The following is an 18,940-nucleotide window of genomic DNA, read 5'->3' on the forward strand; positions in this document are numbered from 1 at the left end:
ATGTACAGCTCCAGCGACGATACGGCTCCATCCAACAACCCACCTGGGGTTCTTCCGCGAGGGGCAATCGTCGGCGGTCGCTTCGGCATCGAGACCCTGGCGAGTCGTGGCGGCATGGGTTCGATCTACCGCGCGAAAGACAGCGCGACCGGCCAGCCCGTTGCCCTCAAGCTGCTGCATGGGGCGACGCTTCCAGGGGCGGTGTACCGCTTCAATCGAGAGCGAGCGTTGCTCTCGGAGCTGAGTCACCCGGGCATCGTCTCCTACGTCGCGCATGGCACCACCGAGCGCGGCCAGCCTTACCTGGTCATGGAGTGGCTCGCGGGTGAAGATCTGGCGCAACGCCTGCAACGTCAGCCGTTGAGCCTGTCCGAGTCTTTGTCGCTGCTGCGCCGGATCGGCGAGGCGCTGGCCGAGGCCCATCGCCAAGGCATCGTCCACCGCGACATCAAACCCGCCAACCTGTTCCTGAGAGGGGGCCGGCCCGAGGACGTGGTGGTGCTGGACTTCGGCCTGGCCCGTCTCGCCGAGCCCTCCTTGATGGGAGTCACGGGGCGAAACACCGTCGTGGGCACGCCGGGCTACATGTCGCCGGAGCAGGCCTCCAGCCAGCCGGAGATCCTCCCCGCCGCGGACATCTTCTCGCTCGGGTGTGTGCTGTACGAGTGCCTCACGGGAAAGCCGCCCTTCGCGGCGCCCCACTTCGCCGCCGTGCTGGCCAAGATTCTGTACGCCGCTCCGGCCCCGCTGCACACGCTCCGTCCTGGCCTGCCCGCTGGGCTGCAGGCGCTGGTGGATCGGATGTTGGTCAAGGACCCGAAGCGGCGGCTGCCGGATGCGGCCACCTTGTTACAGGAGCTCGCGGCCCTGGAGTCCGAGGTGTTGCGGCCTCACGTCGAGATGGACCTGTCCTCCCACCGCATGAAGGGGGGCGAGCCGAAGCTGGCCAGCGTCTTGCTGGTGTCCCTCCATGGCCTGACCCTAGAGGAGACCGTGAATTGGGATCAGGGCCTCGCGCTGCGTGATTCGCTGCGCACGGAGTTCTTCCCCCATGGGGCACAGGTGGAGCTGCTGGCGGACGGCTCGCTGGTCGCCACGCTGGTGCCGGAGCACGGCACCGCCACGGATCAGGCGGTGCTGGCGGCGCGTTTCGCCCTCACCTTCAAGGCGCGCTGGCCGGAAGCCGCGGTGGTGCTGGCCACGGGCCTCAGCATCCTCGACGAGCAGCTGCCGGTGGGCGAGCCCATGGACAGGGCGGGCCGGCTGCTGCGCCGGGCCGAGCGGATGCCTTCATCCTCCTCCGTGGTGCTGGACGACATCACGGCCGGTCTGCTCGGGCCTGGCTTCCAACTCACCCGCTTGGATTCGGGCACCTTCCTGCTGGAGGGCGAGCTGCTGGGCGCCGACGCCTCCCGTCCGCTGCTGGGCAGGCCGACCCCCTGCGTGGGCCGCGAGCAGGAGCTGGCCCTGCTCGACCTCACCCTCAACGCCTGCATCGAAGCGCCCGCCGCGAAGGCGCTCCTGGTGACAGCCGCGGCCGGAGTGGGCAAGTCCCGGCTGCGTCACGAGTTCCTGCGCCGCATCGAGCGGCGGGAGCAGCAGGTGCTGCTGCTGCAGGGGCGCGGAGAGGCGATGAGCGCGGGGGCCTCGTACGGGTTGCTGGGCCAGGCGCTGCGGCGGCTGTGTCGCATTGAGGAGGGAGAGAATCTGGAAGCGCGCCGCGTGAGGCTGTACTGGCGCGTGGCCCTGCGTCTGCCCGACACACAGGCGCAGGAGGCCGTGGAGTTCCTGGGCGAGCTGTGCGGCATCCCCTTCCCCGAGGAGCACAGTCCTCGCCTGAAGGCGGCACGGAGCGACCCCCAGCTGATGAGCGCGCAGGTGGGCCAGGCACTGGTGACCTTCCTCGAGGCCGAGTGCGCCCACCAGCCGGTGCTGCTGGTGCTGGAGGATCTGCACTGGAGCGATGCGCTGACGATCAAGCTGGTGGACGAGGTATTGCGGAAGCTGGCCGAGCAACCCCTGATGGTGTTGGCGCTGGCGAAGCCCGAGGTGAAGGAGCTCTTCCCGGGACTCTGGTCTCGGCACCTGCAGGCGGTGACGCTGTCGGGGTTGAGCCGCAAGGCGGGAGCGCGGCTGGTGAGGGAGGTGCTGGGGCAGCAAGTGCCCGAGGCGGTGGTGCAGCGGGCGGTGGAGATGGCCGACGGCAACGCGCTCTTCTTGGAGGAGCTCATCCGGATGGCGGCGGAGGGCCGAGGAGCGGAGGCGCCAGGGACGGTGCTGGCGGTGCTGCAGACTCGCCTGATGCGCATGGAGCCCGGCGCCCGGCGAGTGCTTCTGGCGGCGAGCATCTTCGGCCGCACGTTCTGGTCGGGAGGCGTGAATGAGCTGCTGCAGCGGGAGTTCGAGAAGGAGCTCGTGGAGAGGCACCTGGAGCGGCTGGTGGAGCTGGAAGTCATCGAGGCCCTGCCCGACAGCCGCTTCGCCGGAATGGAGGAGTACCGCTTCCGGCATGCACTGGTGAGGGATGCCGCCTATGCCCTGGTGCCCGACACACATCGGCCCTTGGGTCACCAGCTCGCGGGCGCATGGCTGGAGCAGGTGGGCGAGCCCGAGCCGATGGAGCTCGCCGCGCACTACCAGCGCGGCCAGAGGCCAGAGCGAGCCGCCCACTTCTACACCCGTGCAGCGGAGCAGCTCTTCGAGCGGCGAGACCTCCAGGCGGCGATGCGCTGCGTCGAGGCGGCCTTGGCCTGCGGCGTGAGTGGTGCGCCCTTGACGCGGCTGCGTGCGCTCCAGGCCGTGGTGGCCTTCTGGATGAATGAGCTGCCGATGTCCCTGGCACAGGGCAGTGCCGTGCTGAACGACTTGAAGGTGGGGAGCCGGCTGTGGTGCTGGTTGATGGGCGGGCTGCTCGTCGGGAACCTCTACCACGGGCACCTGGAGGAGGTGGGCAGGCTGGGCGAGCTCCTGCGACGAACCACTCCAGAGCCGGACGCCGTCATGGCTTACATTCAAGCCGTTCACATGTTGCAGGACATGCACATCTTCTCGGGTGCACGAGAGAAGGCGGAGGCCTCGATTGAGCGGCTCGAGGAGATCGTCGCCCCCCTCCTGCTCGACGATGCCGTGGTGCGCAGTCATCTAAGACTGACGAAGGGCATCTTCTTCCACTTCTTCGAGGCAAAGCCGTGGGAAGCCTTCACCCAGAGCGAGCTGGGGATTCGTGAGCTGCGTGAGCTCGGACTGGAGCAGGGCAAGAACACCATCCAGCTCAACGTCCTACAAACCCTGTTCGGGGAGACGTTGGCCGCGCTGGGCGACATGGCCGGCGCCTTGGCTCAGCTGCGAGAGGCCCTGGCTGATGCGCGTCGCATGGAGCAGCACATCATGGCAGCCCATATCCACCAACGGTTGCTCATGCTGCTTTCTGGCAGCCCGGATCCAGCGCACCACCAGGAGGCTCGGACCATGCTCCAGGAATCCACAGGGCTCCAGGAGGCCAATGCGCTCAGGGAAGGCATCGGCCACGTCATGCTCGCGCGGTTGGTGCTGGCCAACGGCGAGCTGGACGAGGCGGAAACCCATGCACGCCAGGCCTGCGAGCTGTTGACGCCATTCCGGCTCCACCTCGTCGAAGCGCGAACGGTCCTCAGCTCCATTCTGCGCGCCCGAGCAAAGCTCGCTGAGGCCCGGCAGGTGGCGGAGCTGGGTGTCCAGGACTTGGAGCGGATGGGGAACAACGGCGTGTACGCCGTCGCCATGCACCTGGAACGGGTGGAAGCCTGCTTCGCGCAAGGAGATGAGCTCGCGGGGGACGCGGCGCTCCACGAGGCGTTGCGGTGTGTGCACGCTCGTGCCAGCGACATCCCCTCCCCCACCGCTCGCGAACAATTCCTGCACCAGGTGCCAGAAAATGCCCGGCTCCTGGAGTTGGCCCAGCAGCGGCAGTGCGTCCCCCCACTCACAAGTCCCGTCTGAGAAACACCGCGCCCGGGAACAGGTCGAATGCGGAGCCCGGGCCTTCGAGCAATCGGTCATCACATTTCCAGGTCCCGCACTCTCTCCAGATGGTCGCTCGCGAGAGGAGGTGTGCCATGCCCTGGCTCCCTGGCTTGATCAACTCCGAAATCCTGTCCGTGCACGCCGCGTTGATACCCGGCGGGGCCAAAGGCCGGGTGCTCATGTTCGGTGGCGATGAGCACAACCCGGGCCAGGCGGGAAACGACGCGACGCCCGCGGACCCGGCCGACGTCGACCGCACCGCCCTCTATGACGTCGACACCCGGACGGTCACGCGCATCTCCTCGCCCACGACCGACGTCTTCTGCTGCGGCCATGCCTTCCTCGGGGACGGACGGCTGATGCTGGTCGGCGGCACGGAGTCCTGGCAGGGAGGAGGAGGTCCGGGCGGCGGCCACCAGCACCAGCACGGCAACTTCGGCGGGCATCAGGCCTGCTGGCTCTACAACGCCTCGCTCAACACCTGGACCCGGGCGGCGGACCTGGGCTTCGAGACCGGCCCGGGCCGGGGCGGAGGTCGCTGGTATCCCACGGTGCTGACCCTCCCTTCGGGCGACCTGCTCGCTATGGGTGGCCACCCCAGCCGTCGCAGCAACAACTGGCACCACAACAACAGGCCCGAGCGCTACTCCGCCGCCACCGGCCGCTGGAGCTGGCTCACCTCGACGCTGAACTTCGAGCACCCTCTCCTGCCGGGCAACTGGTACCCACGGATGAACCTCATCCGCGGCGGCTGGTTGTTCATCACCACTACCCTCGGCGGCTCGTGCCGGTTCTTCGACCCGAATGCGGATGCCCTGGTCGGGCCCACGGTGGGGTCAGCGCCCGGCCACAACAGGGGTTGGGACTATGCGGTCATCCTCCTGCCGCTGGTGCCGGGCGACAGCTACCGCGCCCGGGTGATGGCGGTGAATGGCGTCAATCCCCAGAAGATAGAGCTGAACCTGGATGCAGGAGCCCCCACGCCGGCCTGGGGGCCCGCGGGGACGCGGACGGGGAGCGCCGCCGGCAAGGCGCGCAACTTCTCCTGCCCGGTCTATCTGCCCACCGGACAGATTCTCGTGAGCGGCGGCATCAACGGAACCAGCGACAGCGACGCGGTCAGGGAGCCCGAAATCTACACGCCGGACATCGACTGGACGGCTCGGAGCTACGGCCCGGGACAGGGCGCCTGGTTGACGCTCGAGGGAGAGCCGGCCCAGGTCGCGCGCAACTATCACACCGTGGCGCTCCTCCTTCCCGACGGCAGCGTGTTCACGGCGAGCTCGAGCCAAAACGGAAACGCGGGTGACCCGAACGTGGTGGGCCAGAAGAACATTGAGATCTTCTTCCCACCCTACTTCAACGCCCCGAACCGCCCGCGCATCGTCTCCAGCCCGCAGACGCTCCACTACACCTCGACCGAGTTCGTGCTCGAGACCGCCTCACTCTCCGAGGCGGCGTCCATCCGCAAGGTGGCGCTCATCCGCTGCGGCTCCGTCACCCACGCGGCGGACTACGACCAGCGCTACGTGGCCCTGGCCTTCACCCATGAGGCGGGGACCGCCAACCTGCGGGTGACCTATCCGGCCGACGCCTCGGTGTTGCCCCCGGGCGACTACATGCTGTGGATCGTCGATGCCATGGACCGACCCTGCGTCCAGGCACCGTTCGTGCGGCTGGCGCACTAAGCGACCGAGGACAAAGTGAGGTCACTGCCGCGCAGGCGTGTACGCCAAGGGGGCTGCGCCATCTCCCCTCTCGAAGACGTAGCGTTGCTGCGGCAGCTCGAGCACGAGCGTGGTGCGGCCCGCCTCCTGCTGGACCAGGAAGTCGAGCCCGGCCATCGGCGGATCGAGCAGAATGAGCCTGCGAGACCCGTCCGTCTCCCGCTTCTCGCCCACGGCACTGCGCCACTCGCCCGCGTCGAACATGGCGCGGGAGCCCTCGATGTGCAGGGTGACGCGCCCGAGCCCCCGGTTGGACCAGGAGCCCGTCAGGGGCTTGATCCAATCCATGTCCGGCTGCTCGTGCAGTCCCACCACTCCCTTCGCGAACGCCTCCTGGCGGTTCTTCAGGGCGAAGTCGAGCTTCGCCTGGGCCAGGTCCTGGCCATCGAAGATCACCTCCAGGAACTTGCGGCGCACGGCGTTGCGGAAGGGGCCATCGCCCTGGACGTTCGTGAGCAGGACAACGCCCACGTTGGCCTCGGGCAGGAAGAACAGGTCCGAGCTGAAGCCCAGCGTGTTGCCGCCATGATGGATGACACGGGCGCCATGGATCTCGCCCACCATGAGCCCCAGCCCGTAGCTCATCGTGTCGTTGATCTTCACCTGCGGCTCACGACGCGCGAGCAGGTTGGCCTCGGAGACGAACGGCTTGCCCTCTGGCGTACGGCCCTTGGACAGCTCGAGCATCACGTAGCGCGCCATGTCGCGCACGTTGGACCACGCGCCGCCCGCGGGGCGGACGGGGATGAGCGCCTCTTCCGTGGACAGGGGCAGGACCACGTAGTCGAACGCGAAGTTCATCCCGTGGGGTGAGGCGTGTTCCTGTTTCCTCGCGCGGGCGAAGTCGAAGGTGGTGGCCTTCATGCCCAGGGCATCGAAGACGCGCGTCTGCATCACGCGGTCATACGCCTGACCGAGCGGGAGCTTCGGCTCGGCGGCATGCGCGGCCATATAGCCTCCCGCCGTCACCATGGGGTTGCTGTACTGGTAGGTCTCGCCAATGCCCGTGGTGGGCTTCATCTGGCGCATCTCGGCGATGCGCTGCTCGCCGGTGAAGCCCGCGGACTCGAAGATCATCTCCATGTCCTGGCGAGGCATGCCAGTGCAGGCACACACGGTGTTCTGCACGGTGAGCTTCTTCGTCATCTCGGGGTCTCCGAGCGCAAAGTCAGGCAGGAGCTGGGTGGCGGGGGTGTCCCAGCCGAAGCGGCCCTCGTCCACCAGCCGCGCCATCATCAGCGTGGTGAGCGACTTGGTCGTGGAGCCGATGAGGAAGAGCGTCTCGGGTGTCACCGGCTTCGACCCGCCGAGCTCGCGCACCCCGAACCCCTTCTCGTAGACCACCCGGTTGCCCTGGACGACGGCGAGGGCCACGCCCGGAATCTTCATCGTCTGGCGGGCCTGCTCGACGAAGGACTCCAGGGTCTGGAGGCGCTCGGCGGTGAGGGGGAGCGGGGTCTTGCTGGCGAAGGACTCCTCGGCGAGCCGGGCGGACTTGAAGCCGAGCAGCACCTGGGCGGCCTGGGCGCCCCGGCGCTCCATGGCGGCGTCGGAGCCGTCCAGGAGGATGACATAGTTGGTGTCCCCCTTGCGCCGTGCGAAGCCCGCGACGACGCGCGCCTCCCGAGGCGGAGTGTCGTAGGTGTTCTGGATGAGCTCGTCCCAACCATCCTGCACGGGAGGGTGGGCAGAGAGCTTCACGGGGAGGGCGAAGTCGGGACGGGTCTGCTTCCAGGCCTCGGCGAGGGCACGCTCGGCGGAGGCGCCGGGCACCTCGAGCAGCGTGATGCGGATCTCCCGTTCAGGATCCTCGAGCAACAGCCGCCCGTGCTCCTCGGTGACGTACCAGCCAGCGGACACGGTGAAGGGAGTGCTGGAAGCCGTCCGCATGAGCGTGGCCGCCTCGAGCTTCCGGGCCCGCGCGGCGGAGGCCTGGGGCGTCGGGGTGGAGGACGGCGGAGTGACGGTGGTGCTGGCCGCGGTACACGAGGTGAGCAGCAGGAGAGGAAGCGCGCGAATGCGCATGGACGGGAGACTCCGGTCGGAGAGACGGGTGTGGCCACTACAACGCACGGGCAGAAACCCGATTGCGTCGCATCGCTCAGCGGGGATCGCCCAGGGGCAGTCGCACCGTGAAGGCCGTGCCCTGACCAGGGACCGACTCGACGACGACCGCCCCCCCGTAGGCGTGGACGATGCGTTGCACGGTGGCCAGCCCGATGCCGCTGCCCGAAGCCTTCGCGCCCGGCGCCCGGTAGAAAGGCTCGAAGATGTGCTCGCGCACCTCGGGTGACATGCCAGGACCCGTGTCCCGGACGACCAGCTCGCACCTGTCTCCGGAGGCGTGCGCCAACACCTCGACCCGCCGGGTGGCGCAGCCCTGCATGAATTTGAAGGCGTTGGATACGAGGTTGAGCAGCAAGACGTAGAGCAATCCCCGGGGAATCGCCACGCGCACGTTCTCCACGCCGTTGAGATCCAGCTCGGCCTGGATCTGCTCACGCAAACTCTGGAGATCCTCCGCCACGTCCGCGACGACGAAGGGCACCGGAGTGAGCTCCGAGGTGGACACCTGCCCCGCGCTCGCCGTGCGCGAGAACGCGAGCATGCCATCGAGCAGGTTGAGGGCCCGGCGGGTGGTGCGATCCAAGCGCTCGCCCGCGCGTTTCATCCGCGCATCGGGCGAGGTGCGCACCTGGGCACCAATCATGGACAGAGGGGTGAGCAGGTTGTGCATGTCATGGGCGATGCGGCCCGCGAAGGCATCGAGGTCCGCCCGGGCCCGGGCCGCCTTCAAGGTGCCCTCCACCCGCGCGAGCAGCTCGCGCGCCGAGAACGGCTTGGCCAGGTAGTCATAGGCCCCCGCCGCGAGTCCCTCCACCGTGGCCTCCTCACCCGCGCGGGCCGACAGGAGGATGACGGGGGTGCTGGCGGTGCGTGGGTCGGCCTTCAGCGCGGAGATCAACGCGAAGCCATCCAGCCCCGGCATCATCACGTCCGACAGCACCAGCTCCGGGCGCCGGAGCCGAATGGCCTCCAGGGCACTCGTCCCGTCCGCGACGGCCTCGACCGTATAGCCGGCCTCTTCCAGCAGGCTCCGCAGGTAGCTGCGCATGTCCTCGTTGTCATCCACCAGCAGCACGCGTCCCCCCCCGCGGGACAGGGGCCGTGCGCCACGGGCCGAGGGCGGAGCACTGGGAGCACCGAGGGGGGCCCGCCCCCGCCAGCCCTCGGCCTCCTGGAGGTAGGCCGTGGCGCGCGCGCTGGCCTCGCTGGAAAGAGGACGGAGCTCGTCACTCTGCGAGTGGTGGGGGGCCAGAGGCGCGGGCAGGCGGACGCGAAAGGTGCTCCCCCGGCCCAGGGCGCTGTCCACGCGGATGTCGCCCCCGTGCAACACCACCAACTCGTGCACCAGCGCCAGCCCGATGCCACTGCCTTCCATGCTGCGTCCCCTCGCGCCCCGCACCTGGTGGAAGCGCTCGAAGAGGCGCGGCAGCTCCGCCTCGGCGATGCCCGTGCCGGTGTCCGCCACCTCCAGCTCCACCCTGCCCTCGCGCCAGTGCAGGGACACCCGCACCTCCCCCTCGAAGGTGAACTTGAAGGCGTTGGACAGCAGATTGAGGACGATCTTCTCCCAGGACTCGCGGTCCACCCACACCAGCCCGGGCAAGGGAGGACAGTCCACGCGCAGGTGCACGCCTTCCCGCCGCAGGAGGGACTCGAAGGAGCTGGCGAGGCCCGCCGTCATCTCGGACAGGTCCGTCCACTCGGGGGTGGCTTGCAGACGCCCCGCCTCCAGCCGGCTGAAGTCCAGCAGGGTGTTGACGAGCTTGAGCAGCCGCTGGGCGCCGCGCTGGGCCCATTCCACGCGCTCTCGCTGGGCTTCGGGCAGCGGGTGTGTGGTGTCCGCGAGCGCGTCTTGCAGCGGGCCCAGGAGCAGCGTCAGGGGCGTGCGCAGCTCGTGCGACACATTGCTGAAGAAGTCCAACTTGGCCCGCTCCAGCGCGGCGGCGGCCTCGCTCTGGCGCGCCGAGGCGATGGCCGTGCTCACCTGTGCCGCCACCAGCCCGAGGAAGTTGAAGTACTCCGCGTCCAGGGGGCGGCGGGGACTCAGGCCCACCACCAGCGCTCCGCTGGCCATGGCACCCGGCTCCCCTAGAGGCAGCACTCGCGCCGAGTGGGGTGCCTCCGGCCAGGGCCCTCCGGGCAGGACGCCCACCCGGGAGTGGACATCGGTGAGGGTCCAGGCCTCGCCGCCGTGCAGCACGGACTCCAGTGGCCAGGCCCCGTCGTCAGCGGCTCCCTCGGACAGGCCCACGCTGGCCACCAGACGCGGCTGCGCTCCGGGTGCGTCCGTGAGGTAGAACCGGGCGAAGGCCACGTCGTAGCGGTAGTCCTCGAGCACCCGCGCCGCCTGACGACAGGCCTCCTCGGCGGAAGGAGGGCTCGCGTTGGCCTCGCTCAACGCCTTCAAGGCCCGCAGGCGCCGCTCGCCTACCACCTGGCCCGTCGTCTCCGTCACAGTGAGGAAGATGCCGCCAATGCCCCCCGACTCATCCCGGATGGGGCTGTGCGAGAGTGTGAAGTAGGCCTCCTCGAGGAAGCCGCGCCGGTTGGGAGTGAAGAGCTGGTTGGCATGCCACGTGGCCTCACCGGCGAGCACGCGCTCGAACATGGGCTCGAGCACGTCCCAGATCTCCGCCCACCAGGGCTGGGCCGCCTGCCCCAGGCCCCCGGGGTGTTTGGAGCCGAGGCTCGGCGCGTAAGCGTCGTTGTAGAACTGGGTGAGCTCGGGACCCCAATGGATCATCATGGGGAAGCGGGAATTGAGCAGGATGGAGACCGCCGTGCGCAGGGATTGGGGCCAGCGCTCCACCGGCCCCACGGGCGTACGCGACCAGTCGAGCGCTCGCATGCGGGCGCCCATCTCTCCGCCGCCCTCGAGTACCCGTGCCACGATCTCCGAGTCATCCATGGTCCGCTCCCCCGCTTCTTCTCCGCTCCAGGAATAATGGAGTGTGGAGTATTGGCGCACGGCTCGCGCGGGTGCGGCAAGAGAGAGGCTAGATCAAATAATTGCGCCGCATGACGAAGGTCCAGTAGTCGGTGCCGAAGCCCGGGTTATTGATCAGGCCGACGACGACCAACTGGCCGGAGGAACCCGTGTAGCAAACCACGTTCTGCATTGGGGCCCATGAACCGTTCCAGGTAATCGAGCGGAGGTAGACGCTGCCGCTGCGCTCGATCCAGAACTGCCAGCGATCCTCGTCGCCGTTTCCGCGGCCGGGAAACACCTCATGGAAGTTGCCGGTGTACGCGCTGCCGCTCCTCGGAGCACTGAAGACTGATCTGCCTCCCGCCGCGGCGGTGTGCAAGGGAGTGGACTCGACCTGGTAACCGTCGGCCATCGTGAAGGAGGAGAAGCCAAAGGAGCCACGGGCGACCACCCGGCTGCCGACAATCTCCAACCAGTCGCTGCCCGCGTAAGGTGCATCCAGGTAGCCGGCAACGACCGTGCCGCAGGAGACAGGCGACTGCGCGGCGGCCGGTGAGACATACAGGATGATGCCGAGGATGGCGGGGAGATAGATGGTGAGGTTGCGGAGGAAGGTCATTGTCGTTTCCTTTCCAGGTCGTGCGCCCAGTGTCGACCTACGTTGGCAATGCGACAATTCCCTAAAACAAGGGAGGCGGCGGGTTCGCCGTCACCTACCCTCGTGAGCCCAATGGCCAGGGCCGAACTGCGAACCCATCAGGTGCGCGCGCTGGTGCGGTTGATCAACGAGGCGCACGAGCTCCCGGCGGACGGGGACGCGCGGGCGAGGCATCTCATCTCCGGGCTCCTGGGCATCCTGCACGCAACGGTGGGTGGCTGCGTCACGGATTGTGATTTCCGTCCTGGAGGGCACGGCGCCTTCGTGGCGGTCGTCCTGGAGGGCTGGGACTCCACCACGCTGCCCGTGCTGCAGGTCCTGGCGCGGACCGGAAGTGCGTTCAACCCTGGCCTTCGCGCGCTGATGCAACGGTGCCCCGAGTCTCCTTCGTCCGCGGTAACGGCGACACGCCGCGAGCTGGTCGCTGACAGGGACTGGTACGGCTCTCAGTACGTCGAGCAGCACCTCGGACCGGCGCACCTCGATGACGCGCTGTATACGTGCCTCCGGATGGACGAGCCGACGGTGGTGCAGGGGCTGGGGTTCTATCGTGCCAGGAATGAGCGGCCATTCGACGAAGCGGACCGCAACCTCGTCCACCTGTTTCACGTCGAATGCGAGTCGATGTTCCGCGCGCGAGTGCCGGCTGTCGACAAGTCCCTGCGGGCCCGGCTCTCACCGCGCGAACGCCAGACGCTGGAGCTCCTCTTGCGGGGACTCATGGACAAGGAGATCGCCGAACATCTCGGTATCAGCCGGTTCACCGTGAACCAGTACACGAAGTCCGTCTACCGCCGCTTTGGCGTGCATTCTCGGGCGGCGCTCATCGCGCGCCTGCTCGGCCACCAGCCGCCAGCGGCGAGAGCCTGGACTCCCTGACGCCGTAACAGGCCTCCCATCCTCTGGGTGGCGGTGTCGTAGCCCTGCTCGGGCCAGCTCGAGGACAGCGGCCCGCCCTGAAAGCTCGGGGCGGGCCGCCGCATGGACAGAGAACGAGAGGTGTTACCCGCAGTAGCCGCCGTCGCCGTACTTGTTGCAGTAGTCGATGCAGATGGACGGAGCGCCGGGGGTGCGGCATTCGCTGCCGTCGCAACAAATCATGCTGAACCACTCAGCGTGCTTCTTGCCCTCATCGGACTGGCCGCACGTCTTCGCACACTCGTCAGCGGAACCGGTGCACACGGTGCCGTCGGCGCACGCCGTGTTCACCTCTCCGTTTCCGTCGGTCGTGGTGCCTCCACAACCCGCCAGCAGCCCCGCTGCCATCAACCCTGCGATGATTGCCTTGCGCATACTGTGATGTGTCTCCCTGGGTGGGCACTGCGCGGACCACGTTAAGCGAGGTGGCCTGCCCCAGGAAGGAAATGGACCTCACCGAACTGGCCGGGGAGACAGAATTTGAACCCGTGGAGGAGGGGTGTCCTAAACCCGCGACGGCACACGCCTTGTTTGTGGGAGCCCAACGGATGTGTTGTGACGTCTACGCTTGCTGACGGAAGTGATCGGCTCATGAGGATTGGTGCTGCACCTTGAGACGCCTCTCTCGGATGATGAGGCAGGTGTGCCCCGGAGGCCCATCCCACCGTGGATGGAGCTGCCCACCTCATTTTGGTGTGCCCCGGAGTTGAGCCGGTTGCGGGGGTCATTTCTCGTTCGACGGGGGACGTATGCGCTCCGTATGTCGCCTTGGCGTGTTGTGCACCGTGCTGGCTTCCGCGGTGGCCGCCCATGCGGAGCCGTACGAGCTGTTTGCCATCTATGCGCCCCTCTCCGAGTCGGGGCGTCCCATCGAGCTTCCACTGACGAAGGGCTCCACGCTGCCGGATGGCAGTGAGAGCCACCGCCTGGATCGGATCATCGCCCGTTTCCATGCGGACGCCCTCTCTGCGACCACGATGGTCGCCTTCTCGAAGTTCGTCTTCCACGTGAGCGTCGGGGACAAGACCTTCGAGGACGTAAGGCTCGAGATGGGCGAGCTCGAGAAGAATCCGGCCCGGGAGATTCCCTTGCTGGTCTGGCGGGGAGATGGGCAGCGGGAAGCCCTAGCCCGGGTGAGGATCGAGGTGCAGTCCATCTACACGGCGGCCTTCCTGTGTCTCCAGGAGCAAGAGTTGTTCGTACGCGGCACGCGGGCCGAGCGGGTCGAAATCTCGGAAGCGCTCGTACCGAAGGCATGCGAGAAGAAGCCGCCGGAGGCGTGCAAGGAGACTCGGACTCTCCTCCTCGCGGAAGGAGAGGACACCGCCATCCTCTACTCCTTCTGCAAGCGCCCCGGTGATGTGTTCCTCCATGAGCAGGTGGACTGGGAAAAGCTCGCCAGACCGGTGGATGACACCGCCAGGGCATTGGAGAAATTCCGGTTCGAGGACCTCTCCGAGACAGGGATGCGCGAGAAGGTCCTGCAGCGGCACAAGATGGCCCTCGTCGAGCGGCTGGCCGCCCAGCTCAACCAGTTCCCGTCGCGCTTCGGGCAGTCTGTGGTGGACACCACTTCCGAGGGGCACGAGGGCGCGCTCCTCTTCGTCCGTGACGAGTACGCCGTCACCCTCCTCAAGGCCGCAGGCTCCGTGCGGCTGACGGAGGAAACAGGCGGGGGCGTCAGGCCCCTGGCGGAACAGATGGACCAGGCGTCGGAGGTGATACTCTCGCTCGAGCCCGTCATCTGCTTCCAGTTCCCGGCGGGCGAGCTGCTGAGGCCCCCGTGGCATGTCGAGCTGGAAGTGGCGGATGCGAAGGCTGACACGGGAACCCGGCGCATCAACATCGAGCTTCTGTACCGCGATGGCTGCACCCGGGCGCTGGCGGCGCAATGGAAGGACTACCTGGGCCAGCGGGTGACCCTCCGCATCGTCTTCCGGCTCCCGGAGAGGGAGGACCTCGTCATCTACCGGGACGCATTCGACGTCCACAACCTGGGGCTCATCACCATCTTCCCGGTCGCCTCGGAGATCGTCGCGGCGACCCTGAGCTCCTCGCCGAAGGACATCGAGTCGACGTCCGTCATCCCCATCTCCTGGGCGATGTCGGTCCGGGGAGGGCGGGCCAACTCCTACGCCATCACCTTTCCGTTCATCCTCGGCGTCAACACCCGCTCTGCCCCCAAGCTGGCCGAGTATGTCGCCCTGGCGCCCTCTGTCTCGGTCATCGCGGGAGGTGAGCAGGAGGCTCCGAGCTTCGCGTTCGGCATCGGGGTGAACCTGGCCCGCGCCTTCCATTTCGGCTACGCGTGGGCCCCCACTGCTGATGACGGCCAGTATGTCCTCATCGGGGTCTCCATCCCCGAGCTGCTCCCGCTGCTCAGCGGGCTCGGGGCGAGCGGGGTCACCGCGCCGTGAGGCTACGGCGGCTTTTCATTCAAAGCCGAGGCAAGGAGGCGGATGATGAAGCGAGCGACAAATAGGTGGTTGCTGGCCGCGACGGCAATCAGCTTTCTACTAGCGGTTCTGGCTGTCTATGATTTGACGGCCTTCAAGTGGGATTACGTGACTGAACCACGGGAAGTCCCCAAGAGCTTTCAAGCCTACGAGGATGGAAAGCACAGGCGATATGAATTGCTCTTTGCCGTGAACGGCGGAGCGTTTGCCCTCGCCAAGTTGCTTGCCGAAAGGACCAGGCGTCAGTTTGTGGGAAACCTGTCTCTTCCTCACCTGTCCATTGGCATGATCCTGTTTACTGTCGTCATGGTCGTGGACATTTTCATGTTCGGCCACACCATGCGCACGAAATATTTGCCAGACCAGTTCGCCACGGTGGGAAAAACAGTCCTGGTGCTAATCGGTCTTCTCATTTGTGCGGGATGGTTCTTGGTCGCCTGGAACTACGAAGACAAGACGGATACCGATGGTGAGCGTGCTGAAGGTGCTGCGCCATCAAATCGCACAGGAGCTAGCCCAGCAGATAAGGGCACCGGGTTGCGCCCCGACATCTCTTGATGCCGCCGAGACAGTTCCCTCAAGCGGGGGGGGGCGGAGCCGGGACCGGAGGAGGAGAGCCGTCCTCTGCCACGACGGTGGATCCCTTGACTGGCCAGGGAGACAGGATTTGAACCTGTCTCCCCTTCCCTGCTGCTCGGAAACGCCCGGACTCAGTTCGAGCTTGCCGCCGAGCCGATCGGCTTGACCGCGGGAGCCGGCAACTCCTTCTTCGGCTCCGCCGTCTTCAACTCCACCGCCAGCGCGTCGACGCCGTGGTAGCCCTTGGCGCTCACGTCGCCGCCCCGGAAGAGTGCCCAGCCCTGGAGCTGGCCCGGCATGAAGGAGCGGGTCATGTGCCACAGCTGCGGGCCGCTGTTGGCCAGGTAGAGGTAGAGCATCCGCTTCGGGTTCCACGGGTTGGGCAGCGCCACCGCGAGCCCGTCATCCGAGCGCCCATACGTCTTCCCCTGCCAGCGGAAGAACCGGCGGCCGATCTCCACCGGCAGCTTCTTCTCTGCGGCCAGCCGCGCCACCAGCCCGTTGTCCTCGGCGCCGCCGAGCACAAACAGATCGCTGCTCGCCAGCTGCGCATCCGTCACCTCGGCATCCGGCTCGAGCGGCGCGAGCTGGTCCGTGAAGACATCCGCCACGACATCGCGGAAGTTCAGGGTCAGTGTGCGATCCGCCTCCACTCCGCGGGCAGTACCGTGGACGAAGAGCAGCTGACTGAAGTCGTCCAGTGCGTTGGAGAACACCTGGAAGTGCTCGCGCGGCACGGGGATGTCGTTGGACGGGTTGAACACCACGCGCACGGGCTGCTCGGCCACGTGGAAGGAGAAGGAGTCGCTCGCGCCCTTCACCTCCACGCGCTCCAGCGTCGAGCCCTTGGCGGAGACGAGCTCCACCGCGGTGACGAAGTGGTAGGGCTTACCGCCCTGCTCCACCTTGAGCGTCACGTCGTAGCCGTCCTTGGCCTTCGTGGCGCTCGCGGTGATACGCGGCTCGGGCAGGCCGCCGCGATCCACCCACTGGGAAATGAAGGGCTTGAGATCCCTCCCCGCGGCCTCCGAGGCCGTGCGCACGAAGTCCGCCGTGGTGATGTTCTTGTTGGCGTAGCGCTCGTGGACGGTGCCCATCACCTTCGAGAAGGCCTTGTTGCCGAGCAGCAGCCGCAGCTGGTGCAGCAGGAAGGTGCCCTTGATGCGAGGAATCGCGTAGGTGCCGTAGCGGCTGTACGAGGTGCGTGCGGCCACGGGCACCACGTCCTCCTCGCGCGAGGTGAGGTACAGGTAGCGGCTGTTGAGCTCCGCCAGGGCATCGCGCTGCAGATCGAAGGCCTTGTCCGCGGAGTCCGGCAGCTTGTTGAGCTGGATCCAGTAGGCGGCCGTGCCACTCACGAGCCAGTTCTCGCCATCCGTGGCGGGGAACACGGTGTTGGCCCACAGGAGCTTCTTGTCGAAGCCGAGGGCGTCCTTGATCTTGGCGGTATCCCGCTTCGCCGCAGCGGCCTTCTCCTCCTTCGCGAGGGCCTTGGCGCGAGCGGCCTTGAGCTTATCGGCGACGAAGATGGGGCTGAAGGTGGTGTAGCCGAGCGTCAGATGGGCCGAGGCGCCCGGGAGGTCCTGGATCCACCGGCCGCCCACCATCTTCTCGCGCAGGGTCGTCTTGCCGTAATGGGCGAGGAACATGAGCCGGCTGGCCATCTCGCCGGTGGTGATCTTCCCGTCGCAGGCGTGGGGCCGGTTGATGGGGCTGGAGGCCAGCATGCGGATGGCGTTGTCCAGGTCGATGCCGCCCTTGCCGTACTGCTCGAAGTACTTCTGGAAGGCGATGTCCCGGTTCCAGGTGTTGAAGGCCAGGTCCACGGGCGCGTTCTGGGGGTTGGGGATGTATTCCTTACGAACCTCGAGGTCCCGGTTGTTGTTGTTGGCCCAGATGAAGTCCTTGAGGTTTCCCGGGGTGTCGGCGGCATGGCCCTTGCTGCCGGTGCGCCACAGCTTCGTCTTCTTCGTGCCGAGCGTGAAGCAAGCGCCCTCGCCCGTCTTGGCGTCCGCCAGGGTCCAGTCGTTGGTGTAGAGGCCGTTGTTGCGCTCCTTCAGGATGCGCGTCACGTCCTCGATGGACGAGGCGTACTGGGCCGCCTTGCGGATGCGGTTGCTCTGGGGCGTGCCATCGGGATCGAAGGGCGTCTGGCCCACCGTGGTCTCTCCGATGACGATCCCCGCGTCGTTGATGAACCAGTCCGCGCCGCTGTGAATACCGCCCGGGAAGGTCTGCATGATGAAGCGGTGGCCGCGGGTGGGCTGCACGTCCAGCATCACGTCCCAGTGGACGCCCGTGTAGCCGTTCCACATAAAGATCTGCCCCATGATGAACTGGCCATCCTTGGTGGCCGAGCGGGTGGCCACGAAGGACGAGCAGTGATCACCCTCCCCCGCCCGGGCCGTCTCGTCCTCGGCCTTGAGGAAGGAGCGCCCGGTGAGCGACGTGGCGCTCACGCGGTTGGCGTCCTCGAGCTGACCCAGGTCCACCGCCGAGTTGAGCGAGGCGATGTCCAGCACATCCAGCTCGCGGTCCTTGAACTTCACGCCGGCCTTGTTGACGCCGTCGGCGATGCCCTTCATTTCCTCGAGGTACTCGGGGTCGTACTTGCGCAGGAAGAGCGAGTCGGTGAGCAGCCGCACCTGGGACCAGCCATTGACGGCGTCCTGGCGGTTCTTCTGGATGCCCAGCTTCTCCATGTAGCGGACGATGTCTTCGGCCACGAGCTGGCCGTACTGCTGGCCGCGCTCATAGGGCTCGCCCTCGATGTGGATGTACTTCCACCCGCCGTCGTCGTAGCGGAAGCCCTTGCCGGCCCAGCGCACGGACTCCATGGGGATGTAGGCGGTGATGTCGTCCACCTCCTCCAGGCGCACGTCATCGACCCAGGCGGAGCCGGTGGCCTTGCCGTTGCGGCCCAGGTGCACCTGCACGCGATCCGAGGCCTGGATGGCGAAGAAGAGCACCGAGACGCGGCCGTCCTGGTCCGCGCCCTGGGTGGGCGAGCAGTTGGTGAAGGGGAAGCTCTTCATCGACAGGCAGGCGCCGATCGCCGTGGGGTAGCGCGCCTGGGGATCGGCCTGCACGCCTCGGGTGCGCACCCACGCGCTCAAGCGGTAGAGGCGGCCCACCTGGAGCTTCACGGGCTCGGACTGGACGGTGGTCTCGGCGCCGCTGGCTGGGTTCTCGATGAAGAGCCCCCGCGCGCCCTCGGCCTTGCCGTCCGGGCTGGAGGTCACCTTGCCCTCACCCGTCGCGGTCCAGCCGGTGGGATGTCCCGAGGAGGCCAGTGACTCGAAGCCTGCATTGGTCACGGGCACCTGCGCAGCCCATGAGGCTGGCGAGTGGAGCGCTCCGGCGGTGAGCAGCAGTGCGCCGAGGAATCGCGAGGTCATTCGGAGAGGGGTCATGTCCTTCCCGGAGTGTGGTGGGAAATGAAGGGTCCGCGTACTTCTCCCGCTCCGCCCCCCCGACCGTCAACCGATGGCCGGACTTGGGGTCCGAAGGACTGATGGAACGAGAACCCGCGAGAGCAAGTACCCGGTTTCACTTGGTAATCCGTGGGAGTGGAGCGCCGCCGCGGGTAGGACGAGCCCTCCCC

10 protein-coding genes are annotated in these 18,940 nt (G+C 67.3%); 5 read left to right on the forward strand and 5 right to left on the reverse strand.

The features are described 5' to 3' along the window. Positions 1-3,978: a serine/threonine-protein kinase PknK gene (locus F0U60_RS27180; RefSeq protein ID WP_395803705.1), complete on the forward strand. Its 3,978-nt coding sequence runs from the start codon at positions 1-3 to the stop codon at positions 3,976-3,978. A gap of 116 nt (positions 3,979-4,094) precedes the next feature. Further along, positions 4,095-5,690, forward strand: a complete 1,596-nt coding sequence (locus tag F0U60_RS27185) for a galactose oxidase-like domain-containing protein (protein ID WP_395803707.1) — start codon at positions 4,095-4,097, stop codon at positions 5,688-5,690. A 21-nt stretch (positions 5,691-5,711) separates the two neighbouring features. On the opposite strand, the gene F0U60_RS27190 is transcribed toward F0U60_RS27185, so the two are convergent. The 3 genes from F0U60_RS27190 to F0U60_RS27200 all read right to left on the reverse strand — a co-directional run bounded on the left by F0U60_RS27190 (position 5,712) and on the right by F0U60_RS27200 (position 11,344). Continuing rightward, a complete protein-coding gene (locus tag F0U60_RS27190) occupies positions 5,712-7,754 on the reverse strand; it encodes a serine hydrolase domain-containing protein (RefSeq protein WP_395803709.1) in 2,043 nt (680 codons plus the stop codon). Between the two features lie 76 nt (positions 7,755-7,830). Next, positions 7,831-10,704: an ATP-binding protein gene (locus F0U60_RS27195; protein WP_395803711.1), complete on the reverse strand. Its 2,874-nt coding sequence runs from the start codon at positions 10,702-10,704 to the stop codon at positions 7,831-7,833. A gap of 88 nt (positions 10,705-10,792) precedes the next feature. Further along, positions 10,793-11,344: a hypothetical protein gene (locus F0U60_RS27200; RefSeq protein WP_395803713.1), complete on the reverse strand. Its 552-nt coding sequence runs from the start codon at positions 11,342-11,344 to the stop codon at positions 10,793-10,795. 111 nt (positions 11,345-11,455) lie between these two features. On the opposite strand from F0U60_RS27200, the gene F0U60_RS27205 reads away from it, so the two are divergent. Next, positions 11,456-12,262 carry a response regulator transcription factor gene (locus F0U60_RS27205; protein ID WP_395803715.1) on the forward strand — a complete coding sequence of 269 codons (807 nt, stop codon included), beginning with the start codon at positions 11,456-11,458 and terminating at the stop codon, positions 12,260-12,262. Between the two features lie 123 nt (positions 12,263-12,385). Here F0U60_RS27205 and F0U60_RS27210 read toward each other — a convergent pair whose 3' ends face one another. After that, positions 12,386-12,676 carry a hypothetical protein gene (locus F0U60_RS27210; protein WP_395803717.1) on the reverse strand — a complete coding sequence of 97 codons (291 nt, stop codon included), beginning with the start codon at positions 12,674-12,676 and terminating at the stop codon, positions 12,386-12,388. Between the two features lie 374 nt (positions 12,677-13,050). On the opposite strand from F0U60_RS27210, the gene F0U60_RS27215 reads away from it, so the two are divergent. Together F0U60_RS27215 and F0U60_RS27220 are read left to right on the forward strand one after the other, a co-directional pair. Further along, positions 13,051-14,718: a hypothetical protein gene (locus F0U60_RS27215; protein ID WP_395803719.1), complete on the forward strand. Its 1,668-nt coding sequence runs from the start codon at positions 13,051-13,053 to the stop codon at positions 14,716-14,718. A 42-nt stretch (positions 14,719-14,760) separates the two neighbouring features. Beyond that, on the forward strand, positions 14,761-15,315 hold the full coding sequence (locus F0U60_RS27220; protein ID WP_395803721.1) for a hypothetical protein: 555 nt from the start codon (positions 14,761-14,763) through the stop codon (positions 15,313-15,315). 152 nt (positions 15,316-15,467) lie between these two features. Here the strand turns inward: F0U60_RS27220 and F0U60_RS27225 are convergent, their stop codons facing one another. Further along, positions 15,468-18,734, reverse strand: coding sequence for a C45 family autoproteolytic acyltransferase/hydolase (locus F0U60_RS27225; protein ID WP_395803723.1), 3,267 nt, complete (start codon positions 18,732-18,734; stop codon positions 15,468-15,470). Between the last annotated feature and the right edge of the window lie 206 nt (positions 18,735-18,940).

Origin of the sequence: Archangium minus, assembly GCF_044360475.1 — a bacterium.
Taxonomy (GTDB): Bacteria; Myxococcota; Myxococcia; order Myxococcales; family Myxococcaceae; genus Archangium; species Archangium minus.